25 protein-coding genes and 2 pseudogenes are annotated in these 21,445 nt (G+C 69.0%); 9 read left to right on the plus strand and 18 right to left on the minus strand.

Going from position 1 to position 21,445, the window contains the following annotated elements; all coding sequences use genetic code 11:
* Both R1101_RS0103670 and R1101_RS0103675 read right to left on the minus strand, forming a co-directional pair.
* Window positions 1-344: pseudogene (locus R1101_RS0103670) on the minus strand (glutamate racemase); the annotation flags it as partial.
* A 69-nt stretch (window positions 345-413) separates the two neighbouring features.
* Window positions 414-1,619, minus strand: coding sequence for an NAD(P)/FAD-dependent oxidoreductase (locus R1101_RS0103675; protein ID WP_016932141.1), 1,206 nt, complete (start codon window positions 1,617-1,619; stop codon window positions 414-416).
* 198 nt (window positions 1,620-1,817) lie between these two features.
* Here R1101_RS0103675 and R1101_RS0103680 point away from each other — a divergent pair, with 198 nt between their 5' ends.
* Genes R1101_RS0103680 through R1101_RS0103700 form a run of 5 tightly spaced genes read left to right on the plus strand, consistent with a single transcriptional unit; the run spans window position 1,818 to window position 4,359 of the window.
* The gene (locus R1101_RS0103680; RefSeq protein ID WP_026002842.1) at window positions 1,818-2,279 is read left to right on the plus strand and encodes an Asp23/Gls24 family envelope stress response protein; all 462 of its coding nucleotides are present in this window, start codon (window positions 1,818-1,820) and stop codon (window positions 2,277-2,279) included.
* On the plus strand, window positions 2,276-2,587 hold the full coding sequence (locus R1101_RS0103685; protein WP_016932143.1) for a hypothetical protein: 312 nt from the start codon (window positions 2,276-2,278) through the stop codon (window positions 2,585-2,587). Before R1101_RS0103680 ends, R1101_RS0103685 begins: the two co-directional genes overlap by 4 nt.
* A complete protein-coding gene (locus R1101_RS0103690; protein WP_006552248.1) occupies window positions 2,584-2,778 on the plus strand; it encodes a hypothetical protein in 195 nt (64 codons plus the stop codon). The genes R1101_RS0103685 and R1101_RS0103690 overlap by 4 nt, the downstream gene beginning before the upstream one ends.
* Entirely contained in the window at window positions 2,771-3,799 is a 1,029-nt protein-coding gene (locus R1101_RS0103695) for an Asp23/Gls24 family envelope stress response protein (RefSeq protein ID WP_016932144.1), read from the plus strand. The genes R1101_RS0103690 and R1101_RS0103695 overlap by 8 nt, the downstream gene beginning before the upstream one ends.
* Entirely contained in the window at window positions 3,796-4,359 is a 564-nt protein-coding gene (locus R1101_RS0103700; RefSeq protein ID WP_016932145.1) for a hypothetical protein, read from the plus strand. The genes R1101_RS0103695 and R1101_RS0103700 overlap by 4 nt, the downstream gene beginning before the upstream one ends.
* A 21-nt stretch (window positions 4,360-4,380) precedes the next feature.
* On the opposite strand, the gene R1101_RS0103705 is transcribed toward R1101_RS0103700, so the two are convergent.
* Entirely contained in the window at window positions 4,381-5,556 is a 1,176-nt protein-coding gene (locus R1101_RS0103705) for an oxygenase MpaB family protein (protein ID WP_016932146.1), read from the minus strand.
* Window positions 5,557-5,601: 45 nt separating this feature from the next.
* Between R1101_RS0103705 and R1101_RS0103710 the strand changes: the two genes are divergently transcribed.
* The gene (locus R1101_RS0103710) at window positions 5,602-6,234 is read left to right on the plus strand and encodes a TetR/AcrR family transcriptional regulator (protein ID WP_051017448.1); all 633 of its coding nucleotides are present in this window, start codon (window positions 5,602-5,604) and stop codon (window positions 6,232-6,234) included.
* A 276-nt stretch (window positions 6,235-6,510) separates the two neighbouring features.
* Here R1101_RS0103710 and tuf read toward each other — a convergent pair whose 3' ends face one another.
* From tuf to R1101_RS0103745, 7 genes are all read right to left on the minus strand, one after another.
* The gene (tuf, locus tag R1101_RS0103715) at window positions 6,511-7,701 is read right to left on the minus strand and encodes an elongation factor Tu (RefSeq protein ID WP_016932148.1); all 1,191 of its coding nucleotides are present in this window, start codon (window positions 7,699-7,701) and stop codon (window positions 6,511-6,513) included.
* A gap of 92 nt (window positions 7,702-7,793) precedes the next feature.
* Window positions 7,794-9,896 carry an elongation factor G gene (gene fusA, locus R1101_RS0103720; RefSeq protein ID WP_016932149.1) on the minus strand — a complete coding sequence of 701 codons (2,103 nt, stop codon included), beginning with the start codon at window positions 9,894-9,896 and terminating at the stop codon, window positions 7,794-7,796.
* Between the two features lie 145 nt (window positions 9,897-10,041).
* The gene (gene rpsG, locus R1101_RS0103725; RefSeq protein ID WP_006552257.1) at window positions 10,042-10,512 is read right to left on the minus strand and encodes a 30S ribosomal protein S7; all 471 of its coding nucleotides are present in this window, start codon (window positions 10,510-10,512) and stop codon (window positions 10,042-10,044) included.
* The gene (gene rpsL, locus R1101_RS0103730) at window positions 10,512-10,886 is read right to left on the minus strand and encodes a 30S ribosomal protein S12 (protein WP_006552258.1); all 375 of its coding nucleotides are present in this window, start codon (window positions 10,884-10,886) and stop codon (window positions 10,512-10,514) included. The genes rpsG and rpsL overlap by 1 nt, the downstream gene beginning before the upstream one ends.
* Window positions 10,887-11,209: 323 nt before the next feature.
* Window positions 11,210-11,749: a DUF3558 domain-containing protein gene (locus R1101_RS0103735; RefSeq protein ID WP_026002843.1), complete on the minus strand. Its 540-nt coding sequence runs from the start codon at window positions 11,747-11,749 to the stop codon at window positions 11,210-11,212.
* Window positions 11,749-12,300, minus strand: coding sequence for a DUF3558 domain-containing protein (locus tag R1101_RS0103740; protein WP_371053381.1), 552 nt, complete (start codon window positions 12,298-12,300; stop codon window positions 11,749-11,751). Before R1101_RS0103740 ends, R1101_RS0103735 begins: the two co-directional genes overlap by 1 nt.
* Before the next feature lie 10 nt (window positions 12,301-12,310).
* Window positions 12,311-12,940, minus strand: coding sequence for a TetR/AcrR family transcriptional regulator (locus tag R1101_RS0103745; protein ID WP_016932152.1), 630 nt, complete (start codon window positions 12,938-12,940; stop codon window positions 12,311-12,313).
* A 134-nt stretch (window positions 12,941-13,074) separates the two neighbouring features.
* Between R1101_RS0103745 and R1101_RS0103750 the strand changes: the two genes are divergently transcribed.
* Complete coding sequence (locus R1101_RS0103750; RefSeq protein ID WP_016932153.1) at window positions 13,075-13,650, plus strand: TetR/AcrR family transcriptional regulator; 576 nt, start codon at window positions 13,075-13,077, stop codon at window positions 13,648-13,650.
* Here the strand turns inward: R1101_RS0103750 and R1101_RS0103755 are convergent.
* The 3 genes from R1101_RS0103755 to R1101_RS0103765 all read right to left on the minus strand — a co-directional run bounded on the left by R1101_RS0103755 (window position 13,647) and on the right by R1101_RS0103765 (window position 16,868).
* Window positions 13,647-14,807, minus strand: coding sequence for an acyl-CoA dehydrogenase family protein (locus R1101_RS0103755; protein ID WP_016932154.1), 1,161 nt, complete (start codon window positions 14,805-14,807; stop codon window positions 13,647-13,649). The genes R1101_RS0103750 and R1101_RS0103755 overlap by 4 nt on opposite strands.
* A 63-nt stretch (window positions 14,808-14,870) precedes the next feature.
* Complete coding sequence (locus tag R1101_RS0103760; protein WP_026002844.1) at window positions 14,871-16,019, minus strand: acyl-CoA dehydrogenase family protein; 1,149 nt, start codon at window positions 16,017-16,019, stop codon at window positions 14,871-14,873.
* 54 nt (window positions 16,020-16,073) lie between these two features.
* Entirely contained in the window at window positions 16,074-16,868 is a 795-nt protein-coding gene (locus tag R1101_RS0103765) for a TIGR03084 family metal-binding protein (protein ID WP_016932156.1), read from the minus strand.
* A gap of 94 nt (window positions 16,869-16,962) precedes the next feature.
* Here R1101_RS0103765 and R1101_RS0103770 point away from each other — a divergent pair, with 94 nt between their 5' ends.
* Window positions 16,963-17,826: an EamA family transporter gene (locus tag R1101_RS0103770; RefSeq protein WP_016932157.1), complete on the plus strand. Its 864-nt coding sequence runs from the start codon at window positions 16,963-16,965 to the stop codon at window positions 17,824-17,826.
* A 24-nt stretch (window positions 17,827-17,850) separates the two neighbouring features.
* Here R1101_RS0103770 and R1101_RS0103775 read toward each other — a convergent pair whose 3' ends face one another.
* Entirely contained in the window at window positions 17,851-18,744 is an 894-nt protein-coding gene (locus R1101_RS0103775) for a LysR family transcriptional regulator (protein ID WP_016932158.1), read from the minus strand.
* A 101-nt stretch (window positions 18,745-18,845) separates the two neighbouring features.
* Here R1101_RS0103775 and R1101_RS0103780 point away from each other — a divergent pair, with 101 nt between their 5' ends.
* Window positions 18,846-19,871 (plus strand): YeiH family protein, encoded by a 1,026-nt coding sequence (locus R1101_RS0103780; protein WP_051017450.1) that lies wholly within the window; start codon window positions 18,846-18,848, stop codon window positions 19,869-19,871.
* A 20-nt stretch (window positions 19,872-19,891) separates the two neighbouring features.
* On the opposite strand, the gene R1101_RS0103785 is transcribed toward R1101_RS0103780, so the two are convergent.
* The 4 genes and pseudogenes from R1101_RS0103785 to R1101_RS0103800 all read right to left on the minus strand — a co-directional run.
* Window positions 19,892-20,224: a DUF202 domain-containing protein gene (locus R1101_RS0103785; protein ID WP_016932160.1), complete on the minus strand. Its 333-nt coding sequence runs from the start codon at window positions 20,222-20,224 to the stop codon at window positions 19,892-19,894.
* A gap of 30 nt (window positions 20,225-20,254) precedes the next feature.
* Window positions 20,255-20,620 carry a YidH family protein gene (locus R1101_RS0103790; RefSeq protein WP_016932161.1) on the minus strand — a complete coding sequence of 122 codons (366 nt, stop codon included), beginning with the start codon at window positions 20,618-20,620 and terminating at the stop codon, window positions 20,255-20,257.
* A gap of 24 nt (window positions 20,621-20,644) precedes the next feature.
* On the minus strand, window positions 20,645-21,100 hold the full coding sequence (locus tag R1101_RS0103795; protein WP_016932162.1) for a Rieske (2Fe-2S) protein: 456 nt from the start codon (window positions 21,098-21,100) through the stop codon (window positions 20,645-20,647).
* Window positions 21,101-21,189: 89 nt separating this feature from the next.
* Window positions 21,190-21,445 (minus strand): annotated as a pseudogene (locus R1101_RS0103800) (ferredoxin); the annotation flags it as partial.

The raw sequence follows: 21,445 nt of genomic DNA on the forward strand, positions 1-21,445 counted from the left end.
GCGGCGGTCGCCCAGATCGCCACCGAATCGCACGCCGCGGCCGCCGGCTTGACAGCGGGGACCGTGCCCACCACGGGCACCGACGGACCCAGATCGGCCCGGACGTGTTCGAGAGCGGTCACCGATGCGGTGTTGCACGGGAGCACGACCACCTCGGCACCGCGGTCGACGGCGCGCCGGGCGGTGGTGACGACCCGGTCGATCACCCAGCCGGACGACTTCGGCCCCCACGGGGCGCCTTCGGGATCCGTCGACAACATGAGGTCGAGGTCGGGACGCAACCGTCGCAGCCACGCGGACGTCGGCAACAGCCCCAGACCCGAGTCGATGAGCGCAACGATCACCCTACGAATCTAGCGGGTCGCGCCCGCCCGGCCCGACGGCGGCCGGGAGCGACCCGCAGGCCCACTCCCCTATGCGGCGGCTGCGAGCAGCTCGTCGATCGGGGCGCCCGCGGCGATCTTCGCGCGCGACTTCATGACCAGCGCGGGCAGTCCACCGCCCACGGCACCGACGAGCCTGCCGTCGCGCTCGTAATACGCGAGGAACTTGCGGCCGTCGTCGCGCACGACGTGCACCGTGTCGTCGGCCGTGACCGCACCGAGTCCCTGGATCTTGATGTCGTACTGGTCGCTCCAGAAGTAGGGCACCTGTGCGGCCGCTCCGGCCTCGACGCCCATGATGGTCTTCGCGAGGACGGACGCCTGCTCGCCGGCATTCGTCCAGTGCTCGATGCGCCTACGTCCACCGGCCGGTACCTGCCACGACGCGACGTCGCCGACCGCCCACACGTGCGGGGTGGAGGTGCGGCCCGTGCCGTCGCACACGACCCCGTTGTCGACCTCGACACCCGATCCCTCGAGCCACTCGGTGGCCGGGATCGACCCGATGCCGAGCACCACGAGATCGACGTCGATCTCGCTGCCGTCGCCGAGGACCGCGGAGGTGACGCGCTCGTCGCCGCGGATCTCCGACAGGCCGACCCCGGCCCGCACGTCGACTCCCTCGGCGGTGTGCAGCCGGGTGACGAGAGCACCGACCTCGGTTCCGAGCACCGACGCGAGCGGGGTGGGCTGCGGCTCGACCAGTACGACCTCCACTCCGCGCGCCCGCAGGCTCGCCGCGACCTCGCACCCGATGAATCCGGCTCCGACCACCAGCGCGCGGGCACCCGGAACGATCGCCTCGCGCAGTGCTCGGCTGTCCTCGAGCGAACGCAGGACGTGGACGCCGGAGAGATCCGGGAGACCGGGGATACGGCGGGGCCGCAGGCCCGTGGCGACGACCAGTTCGTCGTATCCGAGTTCGGTGCCGTCCGTGAGCGTGAGGGTGCGCGCCACGGTGTCGACCGACCGGGCGGCGGCACCGAGCTGCAGCTCGATGCGGTTCTCGTCGAAGAACTCGCTCGGACGGAGGGTCGTGTCGTCGCGGTCGCCGCGCAGGACCTCCTTCGACAGCGGCGGGCGGTCGTAGGGCAGGTGCGTCTCGTCGCCGACGAGCACGACGTCGCCCTCGTACCCGGCACGCCGCAGTTCCTCGGCGGTACGGACCGCCGCCAGACCCGCGCCTACGACGACGACGCGCTCCGGCGTACCCTCGGTCTCCCGCTCGTTCGACACCTTCGGCCATCCTTCGAATCGTCTGTGACACGAGTACCCGTGTCGTCCGGTAGTGATGTGTACCACCTGTGCGTCCCACGTTCTTACCAAACCGCGACGACGCGCGACAGACCTACGTCGGCCACTAGAGTTCGAGGCACCGTGAGGACAATGGGATCGAGCACGGAACACGACCGGTACACCTACTTGGGAGCCCTCATGACCAGCGACAGCGGCGCAGGTATCAGCCGCCTACAGTTCGGTGCCGGAACCTTCTCCGGCCCCGTCGACCCGCAGGGCCGCACCATCATCGCGGACGCCGTGGTCGCCAAGATCGCGGGACTCGCGACCCGCGAGATCAGCGGCGTGATCGAAGTGGGCGCCGGTACCGCCCGCGTGGTGGGCGCGTTGCGCGACCGCATCCCCGGTGCCCGCATCAACCACGGGCAGGGTGTGGCCGTCGAGGTCGGCGAACGCCAGGCCGCCATCGACATCGGCATCGTCGCCGAATACGGCGTGGCGCTGCACGAACTCGCCGTCGCCATCCGGCACAACGTCATCGCCGCCGTCGAGCGCATGACCGGCCTCGAGGTCACCGAGGTCAACATCACGGTCTTCGACGTCATGCTCCACGACGAGGCCGCAGCCCTCACCGACGACGTCAAACCCCGCGTGCAGTGAATCCCGGGTCCGCAGCGCAGGCGCACGCGTCCGACCTGGTCGCGGACGCCGCGCTGTCCGTTCCCGGCGTCGTGGGCCTGCACCGCGGCGCATTCGGGGAGGTCGCGACTTATCTTCCCGGGCGACGTGTCGAGGGTGTACGGCTCACGGATCAGGTCTGCGCGGTGCACATCGTCGTGCGGATCCCCGCCGATCTCCCGGCCGTCGCCGACGCCGTCCGCGTCCGGGTGTCCCCGCTGGTGACGGTGCCCGTCCAAGTGACGATCGAAGACGTCCACGCCGGTGAACGAGAAGGAGCACAATCGTGAACCACACCCCCGTCAGCAACACCGTCGTCGGACTCCTCGCCGGGCTGCTTCTCGCCCTCGCCGGGATCATCGGCGGGTTCAGCGGTCTGCTGTTCGCCGTGCTGCTCGGCGCGCTCGGTGCCGCGATCGGCGCCCACCGCGACGGCCACCTCGACCTCGGCGCCCTGCTGAGGAGCCGGGGCCGTGGCTGACCCCAGCGCGCCCGATCTCGGTACATCACCGGACGCCGTGCCCGCGGAGACCGCTTCCGGGACCGGGACGGTCCCTTCGGGCGAGCGTGGCAGCCTCGTCGTCAAGGACCGCGCGATCGAACGGATCGCCGCGGCCGCCGCGCTCGGCGTCCCCGGAGTGGTGCGACACAGCGGGGGTGGCATCCTCCGTCTCACCGGCCGCGATCTGCCCCGGGCGGACGTCACCACCGGTGCGAGGGCGGTCGCGGTGAATCTCTACATCGCAGCCGAATGGCCGTACGACGCGGCGATGCTCACCCGCCGGGTCCACGACGCGGTCGAACGTCAGCTGCGCGAACTGACGGGTCTGCGCGTCAGCGAACTCAACGTGCTCATCGTCGCCACGGCGCTCGTCGAGGACGGGGAGACCGACGAGTCGCAACCACCCGTCGAATACCTGGAATCGGACATCGTCGCCGCGCGGACCACTCCGCACCCCGACCTCCCCATGGTCGCTCCCCTGCCGCCGCTGGCGTCGCCCGCGGCAGCACCGGCCGCCGCCATCGTCGCGATCGCGGCGCTCGCGCTGGCGTTCGTCGCCGCCCGGGAACTGCTCATCGTCAACGGGACGTATGCCGGCGCTCCGTGGCTGCGCAACTCCTTCGAATGGTTCGGCCGCCTGCACTGGCACACCTGGCTCGCCCCTGTCGCCGGTATCTGCCTCGTCCTCGGGATCGTCCTGATCGTCGTCGCCCTCAAACCCCGTCGGCGCACCCACGTTCCGCTGCAGGTCGCCGGTCCGGTACCCACGGTGTGGATGCGGCGCACCGACGTCGCCCGCATGTGCAGCGCGCACGCCTCCGCCCTCACCGGGGTACGCACGGCCCGCACCGTCGTCGATCGTCGCCGTGCCGTGGTTCGTATCGCGATCGAGGACGAGACCCCGGTCGCCGAGATCACCGCATCCGTGCGCGGCGCGGTCGCCCCGAACCTCGCGGCGCTCGCCGATCCCGTCGAACTCGTCGTGGAGGTGGCGCGGTGAAACTCCGTACCGTGCTGGCCAATCGGCTCGTCACTTTCGCGGCGGGACTCGCCCTCGCGGGCGCCGGCGCGTTCGCCCTGGCATGGTTGTGGCAGGTTCCCCTCGCCCGCGAACAACTCTCGCGGCTCGACCGTCCCCGGGTGACCGACGTTCCGGACCAGTCGTGGTGGACACCGGCGCTGTGGTCGGTCTTCGCGGGCGGTCTCGTGCTCGGCATCGCGCTGCTCGCGGTCAACCTGTCGCGACGGCGCACGTCGACCGTGCAGCTCTACGACCAGGTCACCGACGCCACTCTCGGTGTGGAACTCGGTCCCGTCGCCGACGGGGTGGCGGCCGAACTCGCGGCCCTGCCCGGAGTACGGGCAGCGCGCGGGCGAGCGGTCGTCGAACGCCACTTGCCGACGCTCTCGGTGGTGGTCCACGCCGACCCGGCCATCGACATCACCGAACTGACGGAGGCCGCCGAGGATGCCGCCCAGCGGGTCGCGCGGGCTCTCGGTGGGGCGCACGTGGCGACGCAGGTCCTGGTGCATCTCGACCCGGCCGTAGACATCCACTGACTCCCTGCAGCCCGGAGCCGCTCAGCTTCGGGCCGCGTCCACGAGGTCGTGCTCGACGCGGTAGTCCACGCGCATCCGGTCCATCGCCACGTCGCGCACCCTGTAGGCCCGCCGCGTGGTGCGTTCGAGATCCGGGTAGCGGAGTTCCTCGACGCGGTTGGCGAGCGCGAGCAGCGGCCCGACGCGTCCGAGGACGTACTTGAGCGGGCTGTCGGGGATGTGCAGGGCGTCGGCGTCGGAATCGCCGATGAACACCCGCTGCAGCGAGTGCATCACCGTGCGGGCGACCGGCGTCCGGATCGATGCGGCGCCGGGAAGCAGGTTCGCCAGCTCGGGGACGAGATACTGCTCGGTCAGTGCGGTGACGAACTCCCGGTCCTCGTCGCTGGGTCCGGGCGAGGTGAGCCGGTACAGGTCCTCGACCGCGATGTGGTCGCGTTCGGTGCGCAGGCTCAGTTCCTCGCCCATCCCGATCACGTGCCCGACATATCGCCACAGGTGGTAGATGTCGTCGAGTTCGCGGTCGGTGAAGCGCACCCCGAGGATCTGCATCGCTTCGACCGCGATGTGCCCGAACTCGGCCATCGTCAACGCCATGTAGGACTGCGGGATCGGCACTCCCCAGGCGTCCTCGTCCCACACTCCGCTCGCGAGGATGCCCTTGCGCACGTGGGCGTGGATCAGGCGCACCCGCACCGTGAACGCGAATCCGCCTCCGTCACGGCGCATTCCACCGCGAGTGAGGACGTGCCGTAACCACTCCCCGACTTCGACCGACCGCACGGCCGGCCGACTCACATAGCGACCCGTCAGTGCGAGCGGCTTTCCGGCGATGAAGTTCCCGGCACCGCGCAGCAGCGACGCGGCACCGAGCACCATGCCGAGGGTCGGAGTGTGCCGCACGAGCGCGTCGGCGGCGTTGTCGATGCGGTTGTGATCGACCCATGCGGGTTCGTCGTCGAGGAAGGCGAACAGCTCTCGCAGGGATTCGGGTGCGTCGGGGACCGCGTCGACGCCGTCGGCGAGCGCGACGCGCACGGCGGCCGTCGCGCACGTCGAGCCGAAGTCGTCGTTCACCACCGCGTCGGCCAGGGGGTCTGCCTGCCACATACCGTCGAGCCAGCGCTCGCCCAGATCGGCGTATCGGCGCACCGCGAGGTCGGTGTTGACGAGATCACGAGGGATACGTCGCTCCATGCATCCATGGAAACACGAGAATTCCTCACTTACTATTCACTTTTCATGAGCTCCCCGCGCGGCAGCAGAGCCGCAGGCACAGCACCTCGACGGCGTCCCGTACAGCAGCGGAGTCACGACACCCGCAAGTTGCTCCTCACGTCTGCGTACGAGTTGCTCGAGCGCAGCCCCACCGGGCGGATCAGCACTACGGCACTCGCCGAGCACGCCCACGTGAGTATCGGGACGGTCTACCGGTACTTCCCCGACGTCGACGCCGTGCTCGACGAACTCCGCATGACCGCCGTCCACGCGATCACGACCTCGCTGTCCACCGCCATCGGGCGGGCGATGGACCAGGAACCGGAGGAGGCCATGGTGACCGTCGTGGAAACCCTCACCGCCGCGTTCGAGAAATACGCCGCGGTGCTCCGGGTGTCGTACACCTCGGAGGAGATCGAGTTCGGGCTCGCGTGGGCCGAGGTCGAAGGTCCGCTGCGACCGCTGGGACGCATCATTCCGGCACGACTGCGACCCGATCTCGACGACGCGGCACTCGACGATCTCGTGTTCATCGTGATGGGAGCGACGGCGAGCCTGTGCTCACGGATCGCGCTCCTACGCCCTCGGAGAGCCGATCGGACCCGGATGGTCGCGGTGACGGCGCGGATGCTCCTCGCCGCGATCGAGAGCGCCTGACGCACGTCGTCTCGACCGGGAGAGCGCCGTGCGCCGCCCACCGATCGTGTCGTCCGCCGTGATCCTCACCCTCGTCTCCGCTTGTGGCAAGCGACACCGCCGACGAATCACCGTCCGCCAGAACGTCCGGAGCGACAGCGTACGTGGGATGAAGGAGATCGTCGGCTGGTCGCCTCCGGTCCGGAAACGCCGAACGGCGCCACGCGTCGGAGCAGAAACGCCGAACGGCGCCCACCCCGGAGGGTGGACGCCGTTCGAGCGTCAGCGAGAACTAGCTCACTTGATGATCTTCGTGACGCGACCGGCGCCGACGGTGCGGCCACCCTCGCGGATCGCGAAGCGGAGGCCCTCGTCCATGGCGACCGGCTGGATCAGCTTGACGGACATCTCGGTGTTGTCACCGGGCATGACCATCTCGGTGCCCTCGGGGAGGGTCACAACGCCCGTCACGTCCGTGGTACGGAAGTAGAACTGCGGACGGTAGTTGTTGAAGAACGGCGTGTGGCGGCCGCCCTCCTCCTTGTTGAGGATGTAGGCCTGGCCCTCGAACTCCGTGTGGGGAGTCGTGGTGCCCGGCTTGACGACGACCTGGCCGCGCTCGACGTCCTCGCGCTTGATGCCGCGGACGAGGAGACCGACGTTGTCGCCGGCCTGGCCCTGGTCGAGCAGCTTGCGGAACATCTCGATGCCGGTGACCGTGGTCTTGGTCGAATCGGGGCGGATGCCGACGATCTCGACCTCTTCGTTGACGTTGATCACGCCACGCTCGATACGGCCGGTGACGACGGTGCCACGACCCGTGATGGTGAAGACGTCCTCGACGGGCATGAGGAACGGCTTCTCGGTCTCACGGACCGGGTCCGGGATGGAGTCGTCGACGGCCTGCATGAGGTCGACGATCGACTGAACCCACTTCTCGTCACCCTCGAGAGCCTTGAGAGCGGAGATCGGGACGACCGGAGCGTTCTCGTCGAACTCCTGCGAAGCGAGGAGCTCACGCACCTCCATCTCGACGAGCTCGAGGATTTCCTCGTCGTCGACCATGTCGGCCTTGTTCAGGGCGACGAGGATGTAGGGAACGCCGACCTGGCGGGCGAGCAGCACGTGCTCGCGCGTCTGCGGCATCGGGCCGTCGGTGGCGGCCACGACCAGGATCGCACCGTCCATCTGGGCGGCACCGGTGATCATGTTCTTGATGTAGTCCGCGTGACCCGGGGCGTCGACGTGCGCGTAGTGGCGCTTCTCGGTCTGGTACTCGACGTGGGAGATGTTGATCGTGATACCACGAGCCTTCTCCTCAGGTGCCTTGTCGATCTGATCGAAAGCGAAGCTCTCGTTCAGGTCGGGGTACTTGTCGGCAAGCACCTTGGTGATCGCAGCCGTGGTGGTGGTCTTGCCGTGGTCGACGTGACCGATGGTGCCGATGTTCACGTGCGGCTTGGTCCGCTCGAACTTCGCCTTCGCCACTGGATGTCCTCCTGGACTGTTGTTGCTTGCAGTATGCAGCAGTGCGGTTTGTATTACTTGGTCGTGCAGGTGACCGAGGGATAACCCGAAGGCTACTCTCCGGTCGCCTTGGCGATGATTTCCTTCGAGACGTTCGAGGGAACCTCTGCGTAGGAATCGAACACCATGGAGAAGTTCGCGCGGCCCTGGGTCTTCGACCGAAGGTCGCCGATGTAACCGAACATCTCCGAGAGCGGAACCAGCGCCTTCACGACACGGGCACCACTGCGTTCCTCCATGGCCTGGATCTGGCCACGGCGGGAGTTCAGGTCGCCGATCACTTCACCCATGTAGTCCTCGGGCGTGGTGACCTCGACGGCCATGAGGGGCTCGAGGATCACCGGGGCGGCCTTGCGGGCCGCTTCCTTCAGTGCCTGCGAGCCGGCGATCTTGAACGCCATCTCGGACGAGTCGACGTCGTGGTACGCACCGTCGAGGAGGGTGACCTTCAGGTTCACCAGCGGGTAGCCGGCGAGCACGCCGTACTGCATGGCGTCCTGGGCACCCGCGTCGACCGACGGGATGTACTCGCGCGGGATGCGACCGCCGGTGACCTTGTTCTCGAACTCGTAGGTCGCGCCGTCCTCGCCGACGAACGGCGAGAGGCCGATGATGACCTTTGCGAACTGGCCCGAGCCACCGGTCTGCTTCTTGTGCGTGAACTCGAGCTTCTCGACCGGCTTGGTGATCGTCTCGCGGTACGCGACCTGCGGCTTGCCGACGTTGGCCTCGACCTTGAACTCGCGACGCATGCGGTCGACGAGGATGTCGAGGTGGAGCTCACCCATGCCACCGATGACGGTCTGGCCGGTCTCGTCGTCGAGTTCGACGGAGAAGGTCGGGTCCTCTTCGGCGAGCTTCTGGATGGCCGTCGACAGCTTCTCCTGGTCGGCCTTCGACTTCGGCTCGATGGAGACCTGGATGACCGGGTCCGGGAAGGTCATGGACTCGAGCACGATCGGGGCGTCCTGCGCGCACAGGGTGTCGCCCGTCGTGGTGTCCTTCAGGCCGATCATCGCGTAGATGTGGCCGGCCACGGCCTCGTCGACCGGGTTCTCCTTGTTGGCGTGCATCTGGAACAGCTTGCCGATGCGCTCCTTCTTGCCCTTGGTCGAGTTGAGCACCTGGGTGCCCGAGTCGATCCGGCCGGAGTACACGCGGACGAAGGTCAGCTTGCCGAAGAAGGGGTGCGCGGCAATCTTGAAAGCGAGCGCGGAGAACGGCTCGTCCTTCGAGGGCTTACGACGCAACTCTTCTTCTTCGTTACCGACCTGGTGGCCGATGACCTCACCGATGTCGAGCGGGTTCGGCAGGTAGTCGATGACCGCGTCGAGCATGGGCTGGATGCCCTTGTTCTTGAACGCGGTGCCGCACAGCACCGGGTAGAGCTCGGAAGCGATGGTGAGCTTGCGGATCGCGCCCTTGATCTCGGCGACGGTCAGCTCTTCGCCACCGAAGTACTTCTCCATGAGCTCTTCGTCGGACTCGGCGACCGTCTCGAGCAGCTTCTCGCGGTACTCGGCAGCCTTGTCGGCGAGCTCCGCCGGGATCTCCTCGACCGTGGCCGCGGTGCCGATCTCGGTGGTGCCGCGCCAGGTGAGCGCCTTCATCTCGACGAGGTCGACGACACCGTCGAAGTTCTCCTCGGCGCCGATCGGGATCTGCAGGACGAGCGGCTTCGCACCGAGACGATCGATGATCGTCTGCACGGTGAAGAAGAAGTCCGCGCCCATCTTGTCCATCTTGTTGACGAAGCAGATGCGCGGCACGTCGTACTTGGCCGCCTGCCGCCAGACCTGCTCGGACTGGGGCTCGACACCCTCCTTGCCGTCGAACACGGCGACCGCGCCGTCGAGCACGCGCAGCGACCGCTCGACCTCGACCGTGAAGTCGACGTGGCCGGGGGTGTCGATGATGTTGATCTGGTTCTTGTTCCAGAAGCAGGTCACGGCTGCGGAGGTGATGGTGATACCCCGCTCCTTCTCCTGCTCCATCCAGTCGGTGGTCGAGGCACCGTCGTGGGTCTCACCGATCTTGTAGTTGACACCGGTGTAGAAGAGGATGCGCTCGGTGGTGGTGGTCTTGCCGGCATCGATGTGCGCCATGATGCCGATGTTGCGGACCTTGTTCAGGTCGGTCAGCACTTCCTGTGCCACAGGTAACCCCGCTCGTAGCTCGTGTCGGTCCTTGGGTGCGGACCACATGTTCTTGTGTTGTCAGCCGGCCTTTACGGGACCGACACAGTTGTGCGAGCAGCCGGCCGGGAGGTCCGTGATGACGGGCCTCCCGGCCGGCGTCGACTCACCAGCGGTAGTGCGCGAACGCCTTGTTGGCTTCAGCCATCTTGTGCGTGTCCTCGCGGCGCTTCACGGATGCGCCGAGGCCGTTGCTCGCGTCGAGGAGCTCGTTGGCGAGCCGCTCGACCATGGTCTTCTCGCGACGCTGACGCGAGAAGGTCACCAGCCAGCGCAGCGCGAGGGTGGTGGAACGGCCGGGACGAACCTCGACCGGCACCTGGTAGGTGGCGCCACCGACGCGGCGGCTGCGAACCTCGAGGGCGGGCTTGACGTTGTCGAGCGCGCGCTTGAGGGTGACGACCGGATCGGTGCCGGTCTTCTCGCGTGCCTGCTCGAGCGCCTGGTAGACGATGCGCTCGGCGGTGGACTTCTTGCCGTCCAGCAGGATCTTGTTGACCAGCTGGGTGACCAGCGGCGATCCGTAGACCGGATCGGCGATCAGCGGACGCTTGGGAGCGGGACCCTTACGTGGCATCAGCCCTTCTCCTTCTTCGCTCCGTAGCGGCTGCGGGCCTGCTTGCGGTTCTTGACACCCTGGGTGTCGAGCGAGCCGCGGATGATCTTGTAGCGCACACCCGGGAGGTCCTTCACACGACCACCACGCACGAGCACCATCGAGTGCTCCTGGAGGTTGTGGCCCTCACCGGGGATGTAGGCGGTGACCTCGACCTGGGAGGTCAGACGCACACGGGCGACCTTCCGGAGAGCCGAGTTCGGCTTCTTCGGGGTGGTGGTGTACACGCGAGTGCACACGCCGCGACGCTGGGGGCTGCCCTTGAGCGCCGCGCTCTTGACCTTGGCGGCCTTGTCGCGGCGGCCCTTACGGACCAGCTGATTGATGGTTGGCATTAACCGGCTTTCTTCGTTGTCTGAAGCTGCTCCCACGAGCAACCTCGGCTGTTCTGAAATTAGGGATCCATCGGTTGGGGCAAGAAAGCTGCTGCCCCTCACTCGCCCCTCGTGTGCACACGAGGTCGGGTGTGTCGCGTACCCCCACACAGGCAGCCGGGGGCTCGTTCCTGCAGATATCTACAGACCACGCGCACGGCACTACCTCGCATAGGCACACAGACCGGCCCGGGCATGCCGGACACGACCCACAACGATACCCGGCGGGCGCGCATGAGGTCAAAGCGAGGAGCGCACACCCTCCCGAGGATCCGCACACACCGTCAACTGCTGAGGTTCAGTGTGAGCCGAGCCAACGTAGCAGCAGCTTCGCAGGGGTCCACTCCTCCGGAGGTGTACTGCACCCACCAGCCGAAGATGCCGGTCGTCGATGCCCCCGAACTGACCCCGCACGACAGCGGATCGCCGGGCCGGCGCATCTGCAGGGCCCGCCGACCTTCGACGGTCGTGTTCTCGACCTCGTATCCGAGCCCCTCGCCGGCGGCGCGTTCGTGATCGAGGGAACCGGTCTCGAACCAGTTGAAGGTGATCTTCACGACTCCGGTGGGTCCTTCACCGTCCCATCGGCAGATCGCGCCGAAGAATCCTCGCAGGACGTAATCCGCTCCCACGGCTTCGGCGATCTTCTCGTCGGCGACCGCGTCGCACTCGGTGAGCAACCGCGTGAACTCGGCACCCGCGCCGCCGCCGATCCCCTCCGGGACGGCTCGCCCGTCGACGGTGCGCGTGCACCCGGTGAGCAGGGCACCGGTGGCGAGGGCCGCCGTGAGCGCGGCACCCCACCGGCGTGTGCGTCCCGCGATCACTTCTGCACTCTTTCCACGCTCGTGGTCGCGAGATCGCGAGCGACCACACACGCGTCGGCGACGGGCGTGAGGTTCGAGTACGACACCGACCAGTGGACGAAATCGCCACCGAACTCCACGCCGATCTCGCACAGCGTGGTCTGTCCCAGCTCGTTCTGGTACGACCCCATGAATCCGGCCCGTCCCCCGATCTCGACGTCGGCCGCGGGCCGGCCGATGAGATCGGAACCGGCACGTTCGCGTCCGATGGGACTTCCCCGGTACCAGGAGAAGCTCACACTGGGACCGCCGACGTAGACCTCCCATTCGCAGCCCACCGAGTTGCGCGTCACCGTCGCGAACGTTCCGAGACCGAAGGCCGCGGCCACCTCGTCGTCGGACATCGCGCCGCACTCGTCGAACAACGGGCCGGGGTCGGTCACGGACGCGGTCGGCGAGGTCTCGGCCTGCCCGGCGTCGCCGGAGTCCCCGCACGCGACGACACCGAGACCGATGAGACCGGCCGTCGCCACGGCAGCCGCCGTCCTTCCGATACGCGGGAGAGGCATGGCGGGAAGACTACCGAGCCGGACCCTCCCGCGTGCGGCGACTCGAGGACTCCCGCAGCACCTCGTCGAGCTGCGCGGCCCAGTGCCGGACGATCTCACGCCGGCGGGCCGAGTCGTCCGTCAACACGTCGGCCAGACCGAGGCCGCGCGCGAGATCCAGTGTCGCCTGCACCATCCGGTGCACCACCGGGTCGGTGTCGTCGGCGGCGAGTTGCTCGACGGCCACCGCGTGCGAGACGCGTCCGAACTTCTCCTCGAGCGGCAGGAGCCTCTCGCGCAACGCCGGGTCGGCCGCCGCGGCCGTCCATACCTGCAGGGCCGCCTCGAACATGCTGCCGGTGCATTGGTCGACGATGCGCTCGACCACCGCCTCCGTGCGGCCGACGCCCTCGGGTACGTCGAACGGCTCCGTGCGGACCCGTTCGATGCGGCTGTCGAACATGAACTCGAGCGACGCGGTGATGAGATCCTCCCGGGTCGGGAAGTGGTGCTGGGTGGCCCCGCGCGACACCCCCGCCCGCTCGGCGACCACCCCCACCGTGGTTGCGGCCCAACCCGATTCGGCGAGGCAGTCGATCGTCGCTTCGAGCAGTCGCCGCCGCGTGGCGCGGCTGCGGTGCTGCTTCGGTTCTCGCCTCATCGGGCCTCCTCACCTGTCTGTCCCGTCAGGAATGATCTTTCGCCGAGCGGGTATTCGTGCGACCCCGGAACAGTACGCAAAGCTCATCATCCGTACACTCGTATAACAGGTCGGGGCGAAAGGGGGAGCACCACGTGGCGACCATCGTCAGGCGCGAGGACTACTTCGACGCCGCCCTGGCCATCCTGGCCACCAACGACCATGCCGGACTCAAGCAGGCACGCTTGTGCAGTCATCTCGAAGTGACGACCGGCTCGTTCTACAACTACTTCGAGAGCTGGGCGCAGTTCAAGACGGAATTCCTGCAGCACTGGCTCGACAGCCAGACACTCCAGCACACCGCGGCGGCGCGCCTCGAGGGTTCCCTGCCCCGGCGGCTCCGGTTGCTCATCGACCTCGCGTGCGGCCTGCCCCACTCTGCCGAGTCCGCCCTCCGCGGCTGGTCGCACAGCGATTCGGGAGTCCACGAGGTGCAGAGCAAGGTCGACGAGCTGCGCTACGCGGTGGTGGCCGAAGCGGTGGCCCAGTACATCGGTTCGAGGGAAGAGGCGGATCGGTTCGCGCGGCTGGCCCTGTACACCCTCGTCGGCTACCAGCAGACCGTGCCCCTGCAGGACGTGAGCTCGTTGCGGTGGTCGCTCGGCTACCTGCTGCGGACGCTGCTCCCACCGGACGAAGCAGACCGCCTCTTCTCCTCGAATTCCGTCTAGTACGACTTCGGCAGACCCAGTGAGTGCTGGGCCACGAAGTTGAGGATCATCTCCCGGCTGACCGGCGCCACGCGAGCGATGCGCGCGGCGCCGAGCATCGCCGCGAGTCCGTACTCCCGGGTCAGCCCGGCACCGCCGTGCGTCTGGATCGCCTGATCCAGCGCGGCGATCGCGGCCTCGCCCGCGGCGTACTTGGCCATGTTCGCGGCCTCCGCGGCCCCGAGATCGTCGCCGTTGTCGTAGAGGACGGCGGCCTTCTGCATCATGAGCTTCGCGAGTTCGAGTTCGATCTTGCGCTGCGCCAAGGGGTGGGCGATGCCCTGGTGCGCGCCGATGGGCTGCTTCCAGACGGTGCGTTCGTCGGCATAGCGCACCGCGGCGTCGAGGGCGTACCGCCCCATGCCCACCGCCATCGCCGCACCCATGATCCGCTCGGGATTCAGGCCGGCGAACAGCTGCATGAGCGCGGCCTCGGGCTCACCGACGAGCGCGTCGGCGGGAAGCCGCACATCGTCGAGGAAGAGGGAGAACTGGTAGTCCGGCTCGAGGATGTCCATCTCCATCGGTGTCCTCGTGAAGCCCGCAGCGTCGGTAGGCACGATGAACAGGGCCGGGCGCAGCTTTCCGGTCTTCGCGTCCTCTGTACGGGACACCACGAGCACGGCGTCGGCCTGGTCGACACCGGAGATGTACACCTTGCTGCCGGAGAGGATCCAGTCGTCACCGTCGCGACGCGCGATCGTGGTGATGTTGTGCGAGTTGGATCCGGCGTCGGCCTCGGTGATACCGAACGCCATGATGCGTGAGCCGTCGGCGAGCCCGGGCAGCCACTCCTGCTTCTGGGCGGCGGTGCCGTACTTGGAGATGATGGTGCCGCAGATGGCCGGCGAGACCACGACGAGCAGCAGTCCCGCTCCCTTGGCCGACAACTCCTCCTGCACCAGCGCGAGCTCGTAGATGCCGGCACCGCCTCCTCCGTACTCCTCCGGAAGATTCACACCGAGGAAGCCGAGCTTGGATGCTTCGGCCCACAATTCGGTGAGCGGCTCGTGGGCGCGCGATTTGGGGAGCACGTAGTCCACGTAGTTGTAGCGTGCGGCCAGAGCCGCCACCGCAGCGCGCAGTTCCTTCTGCTCGCCGGTCTCGATGATGCTCAAGGGAATGCCTTCCGGTCGTGTCGGGACACGCGCCGTGGTCGGTCGCGTGAGGGAACAGGTGGGTCAGGCGCCGTAACCCAGCCGCTTGGCGGCGAGTTCGGTGAGGATCTCGGTGGTGCCGCCACCGATGCCGAGGATGCGCATGTCCCGGTACTGCCGTTCGACCTCGGATTCGGCCATGTACCCGAGGCCGCCGAAGAGCTGCACGGCCTGGTGGGCGACCCATTCGCCGGCCTCGACCGAGGTGTTCTTGGCGAAGCACACCTCGGCGATCAGGTCGGTCTCACCGGCCACGGCCCGTTCGGTGACGTGCCGGGTGTAGACACGCGCGACGTCGATGCGACGCGCCATGTCGGACAGCGTGCGCTGCACGGCCTGTCGGGTGATCAGCGGCCGGCCGAAGGTTTCGCGGTCGCGGCACCACTCGACCGTCAGGTCCAGGCACCGCTGCGCACCCGAATAGGCCTGTGCGGCCAGAGCTATCCGCTCGGAGACGAAACCCTGTGCGATCTGCCAGAATCCGGTGTTCTCCGTGCCGACGAGGTTGGCGGCCGGGACGCGGACGTCGGCGAACGACAACTCGGCGGTGTCCGAGGCACGCCAGCCCATCTTGTCGAGCTTGCGCGAGACGGTGAAACCCGGTGTGCCCTTCTCGATCACGAGGAGCGAGACTCCCCCGGCCCCGGGCCCGCCGGTGCGGACCGCGGTGACCACGAAATCGGCGCGGCACCCGGAGGTGATGTAGGTCTTGGCCCCGTTGACGACGTAGTGGTCACCGTCGCGCACCGCGGTGGTCGTCAGATGGCCGACATCCGAACCGCCGCCCGGTTCGGTGATCGCGAGGGACCCGACGAGTTCGCCCGCGAGGGTGGGTCGTACCCACCTGTCGATCTGCTCGGGGTCACCCGCCGCGATGAGGTGCGGTAGCGCGATACCGCACGTGAACAGCGACGCGAACGCACCACCCGACGCACCCGCTTCGTGGAATGCCTCGCAGACGGTCAGCGTGTCGGCGCCGTCGCCGCCGGATCCGCCGACCTCCTCGGGGAAGCCGGCACCGAGCAGGCCGATCTTCGCGGCCTCGGCGTGCAGTTCGCGGGGCAGTTCGCCGGCGCGCTCCCAGTCGTCGAGGTGGGGCAGGATCTCGCGCTTCACGAAACCGGTGACGGTTTCGCGCAGGGCGAGACGCTCGGGGGTGGTCCACATGCTCACGGTGTCTCCGAACTCACGTTGTCTCCGAGGGTGTTCCGGCAGTCGGGATCGACCTCAGGAGGTCGCCGAGGTGGGTGCGCGCCCGGGGCCGGGGGCGCCGGCGAAGGCCTGTGCGAGACCGAGCCACTCCTCGGCGTCCGGGCCGTCGGCGACGAGAGCGGTGTCGTCGCGGTGGACGCGTTGGGTGACGAGCAGGCAGAAGTCGAGGGCCGGGCCGGTGACCGACTGCGTCGCGTCGTCCGGTCCCCATTCCCAGCTCTCACCGTCCGGGCCGGTGAGTACCACGCGGAACGGCTCGGCCGGGGGCGTCCGGTCGCGGATGACGTACGCGAAATCGCGCGTCCGCACACCCAGGTGCGCGATGTTCTTCAGACGCGCGGTGGGAGCGCGTGTGACGCCGAGGGTGTCCGCGACATCTCCCCCGTGCGCCCAGGTCTCCATCAGTCGCGCCGTCGCCATCGAGGCAGGCGACATCGGCGGGCCGAACCACAGGATCTTCGTTCCGCGCGGCACCCCGGCGAGGGCGTCCCCGAGTTCGCGGCGGGTGTCGCGCCAGTCGGCGAGCAACTCCGCGGACGGCCTGCCCGCCTGCTCCTCGGCACCCGCGTCGACGAACCCCAGCGGGTCGCCGAATGCCGCTTCGACCGTCTTCACGAAGGCGTCCGGGTCGCGGACGGCGGTGAGCGCCGCCCGGTCGGTCCACAGCAGATGGCCGATCTGGTGGGCGATGGTCCACCCGGCCGCGGGCGTGGGCAGTGTCCAGCTCTCCTCGGGCAGAGTCGCGACGAGCGCGTCGAGATCGTCGCCCTCCGCGCGCAGATCGTCGAGCACCGTGTGCAGATCGGACATGAGGCAAGCGTCACACGTCGCCCCTCCGAAATCAAGCACTTGTGATTGTTTTGGGACCGGCGCGCTCCTCGCACCCGTCGGACAGACTGACGGAATGGCCGACGACCACCGCACACACACCGTCGCGCCTGTCGTCGCGGTCCTCACCGCGGTGCTGTCGATGCAGTTCGGGGCAGCGCTCGCCGCAACGCTGTTCGATCGGATGGGCGCCCTCGGCACCGTGACCCTGCGCCTCCTCTTCGCAGCCGTCATCCTCTGCGTGATCACCCGTCCTCGGCTACGGACGTGGAGGCCGGAACAGTGGCGCGCGGTGGTGACACTGGGCGCGAGTCTCGCGCTCATGAACACGGCGTTCTACGGCGCGTTGACCCGGCTTCCCCTCGCCGCGACCGTCACCATCGAGTTCCTCGGCCCACTCGGACTGGCCGCATTCCTGTCCCGGCGCGTCCGCGACGCGCTGTGGGTGGTGCTCGCGCTGACCGGGGTGGTCCTGCTCGGCGTCGGTGACGGTGCCGGGCTGTCCACCGGACTCGATCCGGCCGGGGTCGCCTTCGCGCTGGTCGCCGCATCCGGTTGGGCCTGGTACATCGTGGCGGGATCCCGTGTGGCGACGACCCTGCCCGGGTCGGCCGGCACGGCCGGCGCCACGGCGATCGCCGCCGTCGTCGTCCTGCCGTTCGGCGCGGCGACGGCCGGCACGGAACTCCTCCGGCCCGACCTCGTACTCGCGGGTCTCGCCGTGGCGCTGCTGTCGTCGGCGATCCCGTACACCCTCGAGATCCGCGCACTACGCGACCTGTCGAAGGAGGTGTTCGCGATTCTCATCGCGCTCGAACCCGCCGCCGCGGCGCTCGCGGGGGTCGTGGTGCTCGGACAGCTCGTCGAACCCCTCGCCCTCGTGGGCATCGCGCTCGTGGTGATCGCCGGCATCGGCGCGCTGCGCACCTCGCGAACGTGACGTGGGCCTGCCCGGTACGCGTGGTCAGCGGATGCGCGTGATCATGCGGACCAGCTCCCCCGCCGGGCCGGGTAGGGCGCGCGGCGGCCGCCAGACCGCGCGGAGCACCCGTTGCAGGTCGAGTCCGTCCACCGCGACCGCGACCAGGCGGCCGGAGTCCAGATACTCCTCCACCGCAAGGGTGCTGAGTACGGCCGGGCCGGTACCGCCGAGCACACTGGTGCGGACCGCGGCGCCGCTCCCGAGCTCGAGCAGTGGTGCGGCCCGGTCGTACTCCTGCAGTGCGAGGTCGAGGGTGCGGCGCGTTCCGGACCCCTCCTCACGGACGACCAGTGGTGTCGCGGCGAGTTCGGTCACCGCGAGCGGACGCCGTCGCCGTGCCCAGGGATGCCCCGGCGGGACGACCACGACGAGGCGGTCGCGGGCCACCGCGACGCTGTGCAGTCCGTCGGGGACGGTGGGTCCTTCGACGAAACCGACGTCGCATCCGCCCTCTGCGACCACATCGCAGACCCGCAGGGAGTTGTGGACCTGCAACTGGATCTGGACGTCGTGGCGGATCGCGCGAAAGGCGCCGAGCCATCGTGGGATGAGGTGCTCGGCGACCGTCATGGACGCCGCGACGACCAGTTCGGGCTGCTGTGCGACGCGCAATGCCGCAGCGGCGTCGAGCAGGCGTTCCGCATCGGCCAGGACTGCCCGCGCCCAGTGCGCGACCACCGTGCCCTCGGGGGTGAGCACCGAGCCCGTCCGTCCCCGCCGCACGAGGACCGCCCCGAGTTGCCGCTCGAGCCGCCGCAGCATGCGGGTCGCGTTGGGCTGTGCGAGACCGGCGGCACGGGCGGCAGCGCCGAGACCGCCCCGATCGTCGACCCCGACGAGCAGTTCCAGAGCAACGAGATCCGGCCAGGTGGTCATGCCCGAACGATATGCCTTTCCTTCTTCTCATATCCGATCGATATGACTTCATGCTCGATCGACGGCTGGTGCGGACACCGCGGCGACGGAAGAGTCGAGGCATGCTCACCGTCCACGCGCCCTCGTTCCGGCCGACCGTCGTCCCGGGTCTCCTGGTGGCCGCCGCAGGTGCCGTCGTCGCCTTCGCGGCAGCACACCTGATCCCGGGTGCGAGTCCACTGCTCGTCGCGATCGTCCTGGGTGTGGTGACGGCGAACGCGGGCCTTCCGGCACGGGTCGCCGGTGCGCTGGAGCCGGGTCTGGGCGCGGCGTCGAAACACCTCCTCCGAGTGGGGGTCGCACTCCTCGGTTTGCAGCTCGCGGTCTCCGATCTCGTCGGCCTCGGATGGGGCACGGCACTCGTCGCGGCGATCGTCGTCGTCGCGGGGATCGGAGGCTCGCTCGCCTTCGGGGCCTGGCTCGGTGTGGGCTGGACGCAGCGCCTGCTCATCGCGTGCGGGTTCTCGATCTGCGGTGCCGCGGCCGCGGCTGCGGTCGACGGCGTGATCGATTCGCGCAAGCGCGAACTCGTGACCACCGTCGCGCTGGTGGTCGTGTTCGGCACCGCGATGATCCCGCTCCTTCCCCTCGTCGCCGGGATGCTCGGGCTCGACCCCGAGACGGCCGGCCTGTGGGCGGGCGCGGCGATCCACGAGGTTGCCCAGGTGGTCGCGACCGGCACCGCACTCGAGGCCACTGCCGGTGGGGTGCTCGCCGCGGCGGTGACGGTCAAGCTCGCCCGGGTGGCACTGCTGGCTCCGGTCGTGGCGGTCGTCGGGGTCGTCGCCCGCCGTCGCGGTGAGGGACGCCGCGACGGACGGACTCCCCCGATCGTGCCGATCTTCCTGCTGGGATTTCTCGCCTGCGTCGCACTGCGCTCGGCCGGAGTGCTGGACCCGGTCGTCGTGGACGCGGCGCGGACGGTACAGAGCGCTCTGCTGACGGTCGCGATGTTCGCCCTGGGTGCGGGGGTGCGCCGGGAGGTGCTTCGCGGCGTGGGGTGGCGCCCGATCGCCCTCGCTGCGGCGGCAACCCTCTGGGTCGCGGTGATCGCGCTGGTCGGCGTGTGGTCGCTGGGTGGGCGTTGAGGCTCGGCGGGCGAGGAAGATCAGCGGGCGAGGAGGATCAGCACGGCCGACGAGATCGCGAGTACCACGACCGTGACGGTGACCGCGACGTTGCGCCACCAGAAGTAGGGGGCGCGACCTGCGACCAGTCCCTGTACGCGCGCACGGTGACCGGTCCGGGACGCGAGCAGCACCGCGAGTACGGGCACGAGGCAGACGAGCCCGATCGTCGCGACGACCGGACCCGGGCCGGGAACGAATCGCATGAATCCGAGCACCACCGCGCCGAGCACCGAACCGGTACGCAGCCATGCCAGGCTCGTCCGTTCGGGCTGCAGCCCGGCGTCGCCGTGCCGCAGATCGTCCGGCCTCACCGTGCTGCCCTTCTCACCGCACGGCCCTTCTCACCAGGCGATCGCGACGGCCAGCACGACGCCGGCCACCCCGAGGGCCACCGCCAGCAGGTAGGCGGCCCACGGCACCGGGAGAGCACGACCCGTGCGCATCGCATGCTCGACACGGTGCCAGCGGATCAGCGCGAACACCATGAGCAGGGCGGCGAACCCGAGCAGGGTGCACGCCAGCACCGTGCGGAACCCTCCCGAGACGATGCCGCCCCCGAAGGTCTCCAGTGCGACGGCCGCGGCGATGACACCCAGCGCGGTGCGCACCCACGCCAGGAAGGTGCGCTCGTTGGCCAGCGTGAAGCGAGGGTCGGGGTCGGTGCCGTCGCGCAGCGCCTTCGGGCGCCAGCCTTCGCGGGTCTCCACAGAGCGGACTCTATCCCGGACCGATCAGCCCACGACGAGATCGGACCCGCGCGCCGCCACGGGACGGGATTTCAGGGGCCGCTTCGCCGGTCCCTCGATCGGCACACCCTGGAGGTCGAACCGGCTGCCGTGGCACGGGCAGATGATGCGCTCGCCGTCGACGCCGCTGAGATTGCACCCCTGATGGCTGCAGATCGCGATGAACGCGCGGAAGTGGCCCTCCGCGGGCTGGGTGACGACGAGTCTCTGCGATTCGAGCAGTACACCCCCGCCGACCGGTACGTCCGCGACGGCGGCGACGACCTCCGCGTCGGGCCCGGGAGGTGCGGTCGTGGTGGGCGCCGGCGCTGCCGGTCGGTCCTCACCGGCGTCGCCGGACGATCCGCAGGCGGTCAATGTCACGCCGGCCGCCGCCACGCCCGCTCCGCCGATGAGTGTGCGGCGGGTCAGCGCCGTGCGGTCGAGACTGTCGCTGCTCATGCATCTGTCCGTTCGGGTAGAGAACTGTTCTCCCGAGCCTAACGACGAACGTCCGGACGGGCCGCGACCTGCGTCACCCGCGACGTTCGCTACCGGCGCAGCGACGCGAGCAGCGGAAGGCGCCGGCGACGCCGCCCGAGTTCGACGAGGGCCTCACGGTCGGTGATCTTGACGCGTGGTCGGCCCTGTGCGTGCCCGGCCCGTCGCTCGGCGGTGTCGATGGCCTTCCATCCGTCGAGGTCGACGCGATCGGGCCGGCGCCGTGCGAGCAACCGGTGCAGGGCATCGCGGTCGCCGCGCGGCGCGGCGAGCGCCCCGGAGTCGAAGTCGGCCAGCAGCGCCGCG

Source organism: Rhodococcus sp. R1101 (assembly GCF_000278445.1).
Taxonomy (GTDB): domain Bacteria; phylum Actinomycetota; class Actinomycetes; order Mycobacteriales; family Mycobacteriaceae; genus Rhodococcus; species Rhodococcus gordoniae.

Bases quoted from the DNA above. Each gene is read 5' to 3' on its own strand.
- R1101_RS0103770 (WP_016932157.1), top strand. From the start codon at position 16,963: ATGGCCGACGACCACCGCACACACACCGTCGCGCCTGTCGTCGCGGTC.
- R1101_RS0103705 (WP_016932146.1), bottom strand. From the start codon at position 5,556: ATGGAGCGACGTATCCCTCGTGATCTCGTCAACACCGACCTCGCGGTG.
- R1101_RS0103775 (WP_016932158.1), bottom strand. From the start codon at position 18,744: ATGACCACCTGGCCGGATCTCGTTGCTCTGGAACTGCTCGTCGGGGTC.
- R1101_RS0103710 (WP_051017448.1), top strand. From the start codon at position 5,602: ATGAGCTCCCCGCGCGGCAGCAGAGCCGCAGGCACAGCACCTCGACGG.
- R1101_RS0103740 (WP_371053381.1), bottom strand. From the start codon at position 12,300: ATGCCTCTCCCGCGTATCGGAAGGACGGCGGCTGCCGTGGCGACGGCC.
- R1101_RS0103745 (WP_016932152.1), bottom strand. From the start codon at position 12,940: ATGAGGCGAGAACCGAAGCAGCACCGCAGCCGCGCCACGCGGCGGCGA.
- R1101_RS0103765 (WP_016932156.1), bottom strand. From the start codon at position 16,868: ATGTCCGATCTGCACACGGTGCTCGACGATCTGCGCGCGGAGGGCGAC.
- R1101_RS0103795 (WP_016932162.1), bottom strand. From the start codon at position 21,100: ATGAGCAGCGACAGTCTCGACCGCACGGCGCTGACCCGCCGCACACTC.
- rpsG (WP_006552257.1), bottom strand. From the start codon at position 10,512: ATGCCACGTAAGGGTCCCGCTCCCAAGCGTCCGCTGATCGCCGATCCG.
- R1101_RS0103780 (WP_051017450.1), top strand. From the start codon at position 18,846: ATGCTCACCGTCCACGCGCCCTCGTTCCGGCCGACCGTCGTCCCGGGT.
- rpsL (WP_006552258.1), bottom strand. From the start codon at position 10,886: ATGCCAACCATCAATCAGCTGGTCCGTAAGGGCCGCCGCGACAAGGCC.
- R1101_RS0103680 (WP_026002842.1), top strand. From the start codon at position 1,818: ATGACCAGCGACAGCGGCGCAGGTATCAGCCGCCTACAGTTCGGTGCC.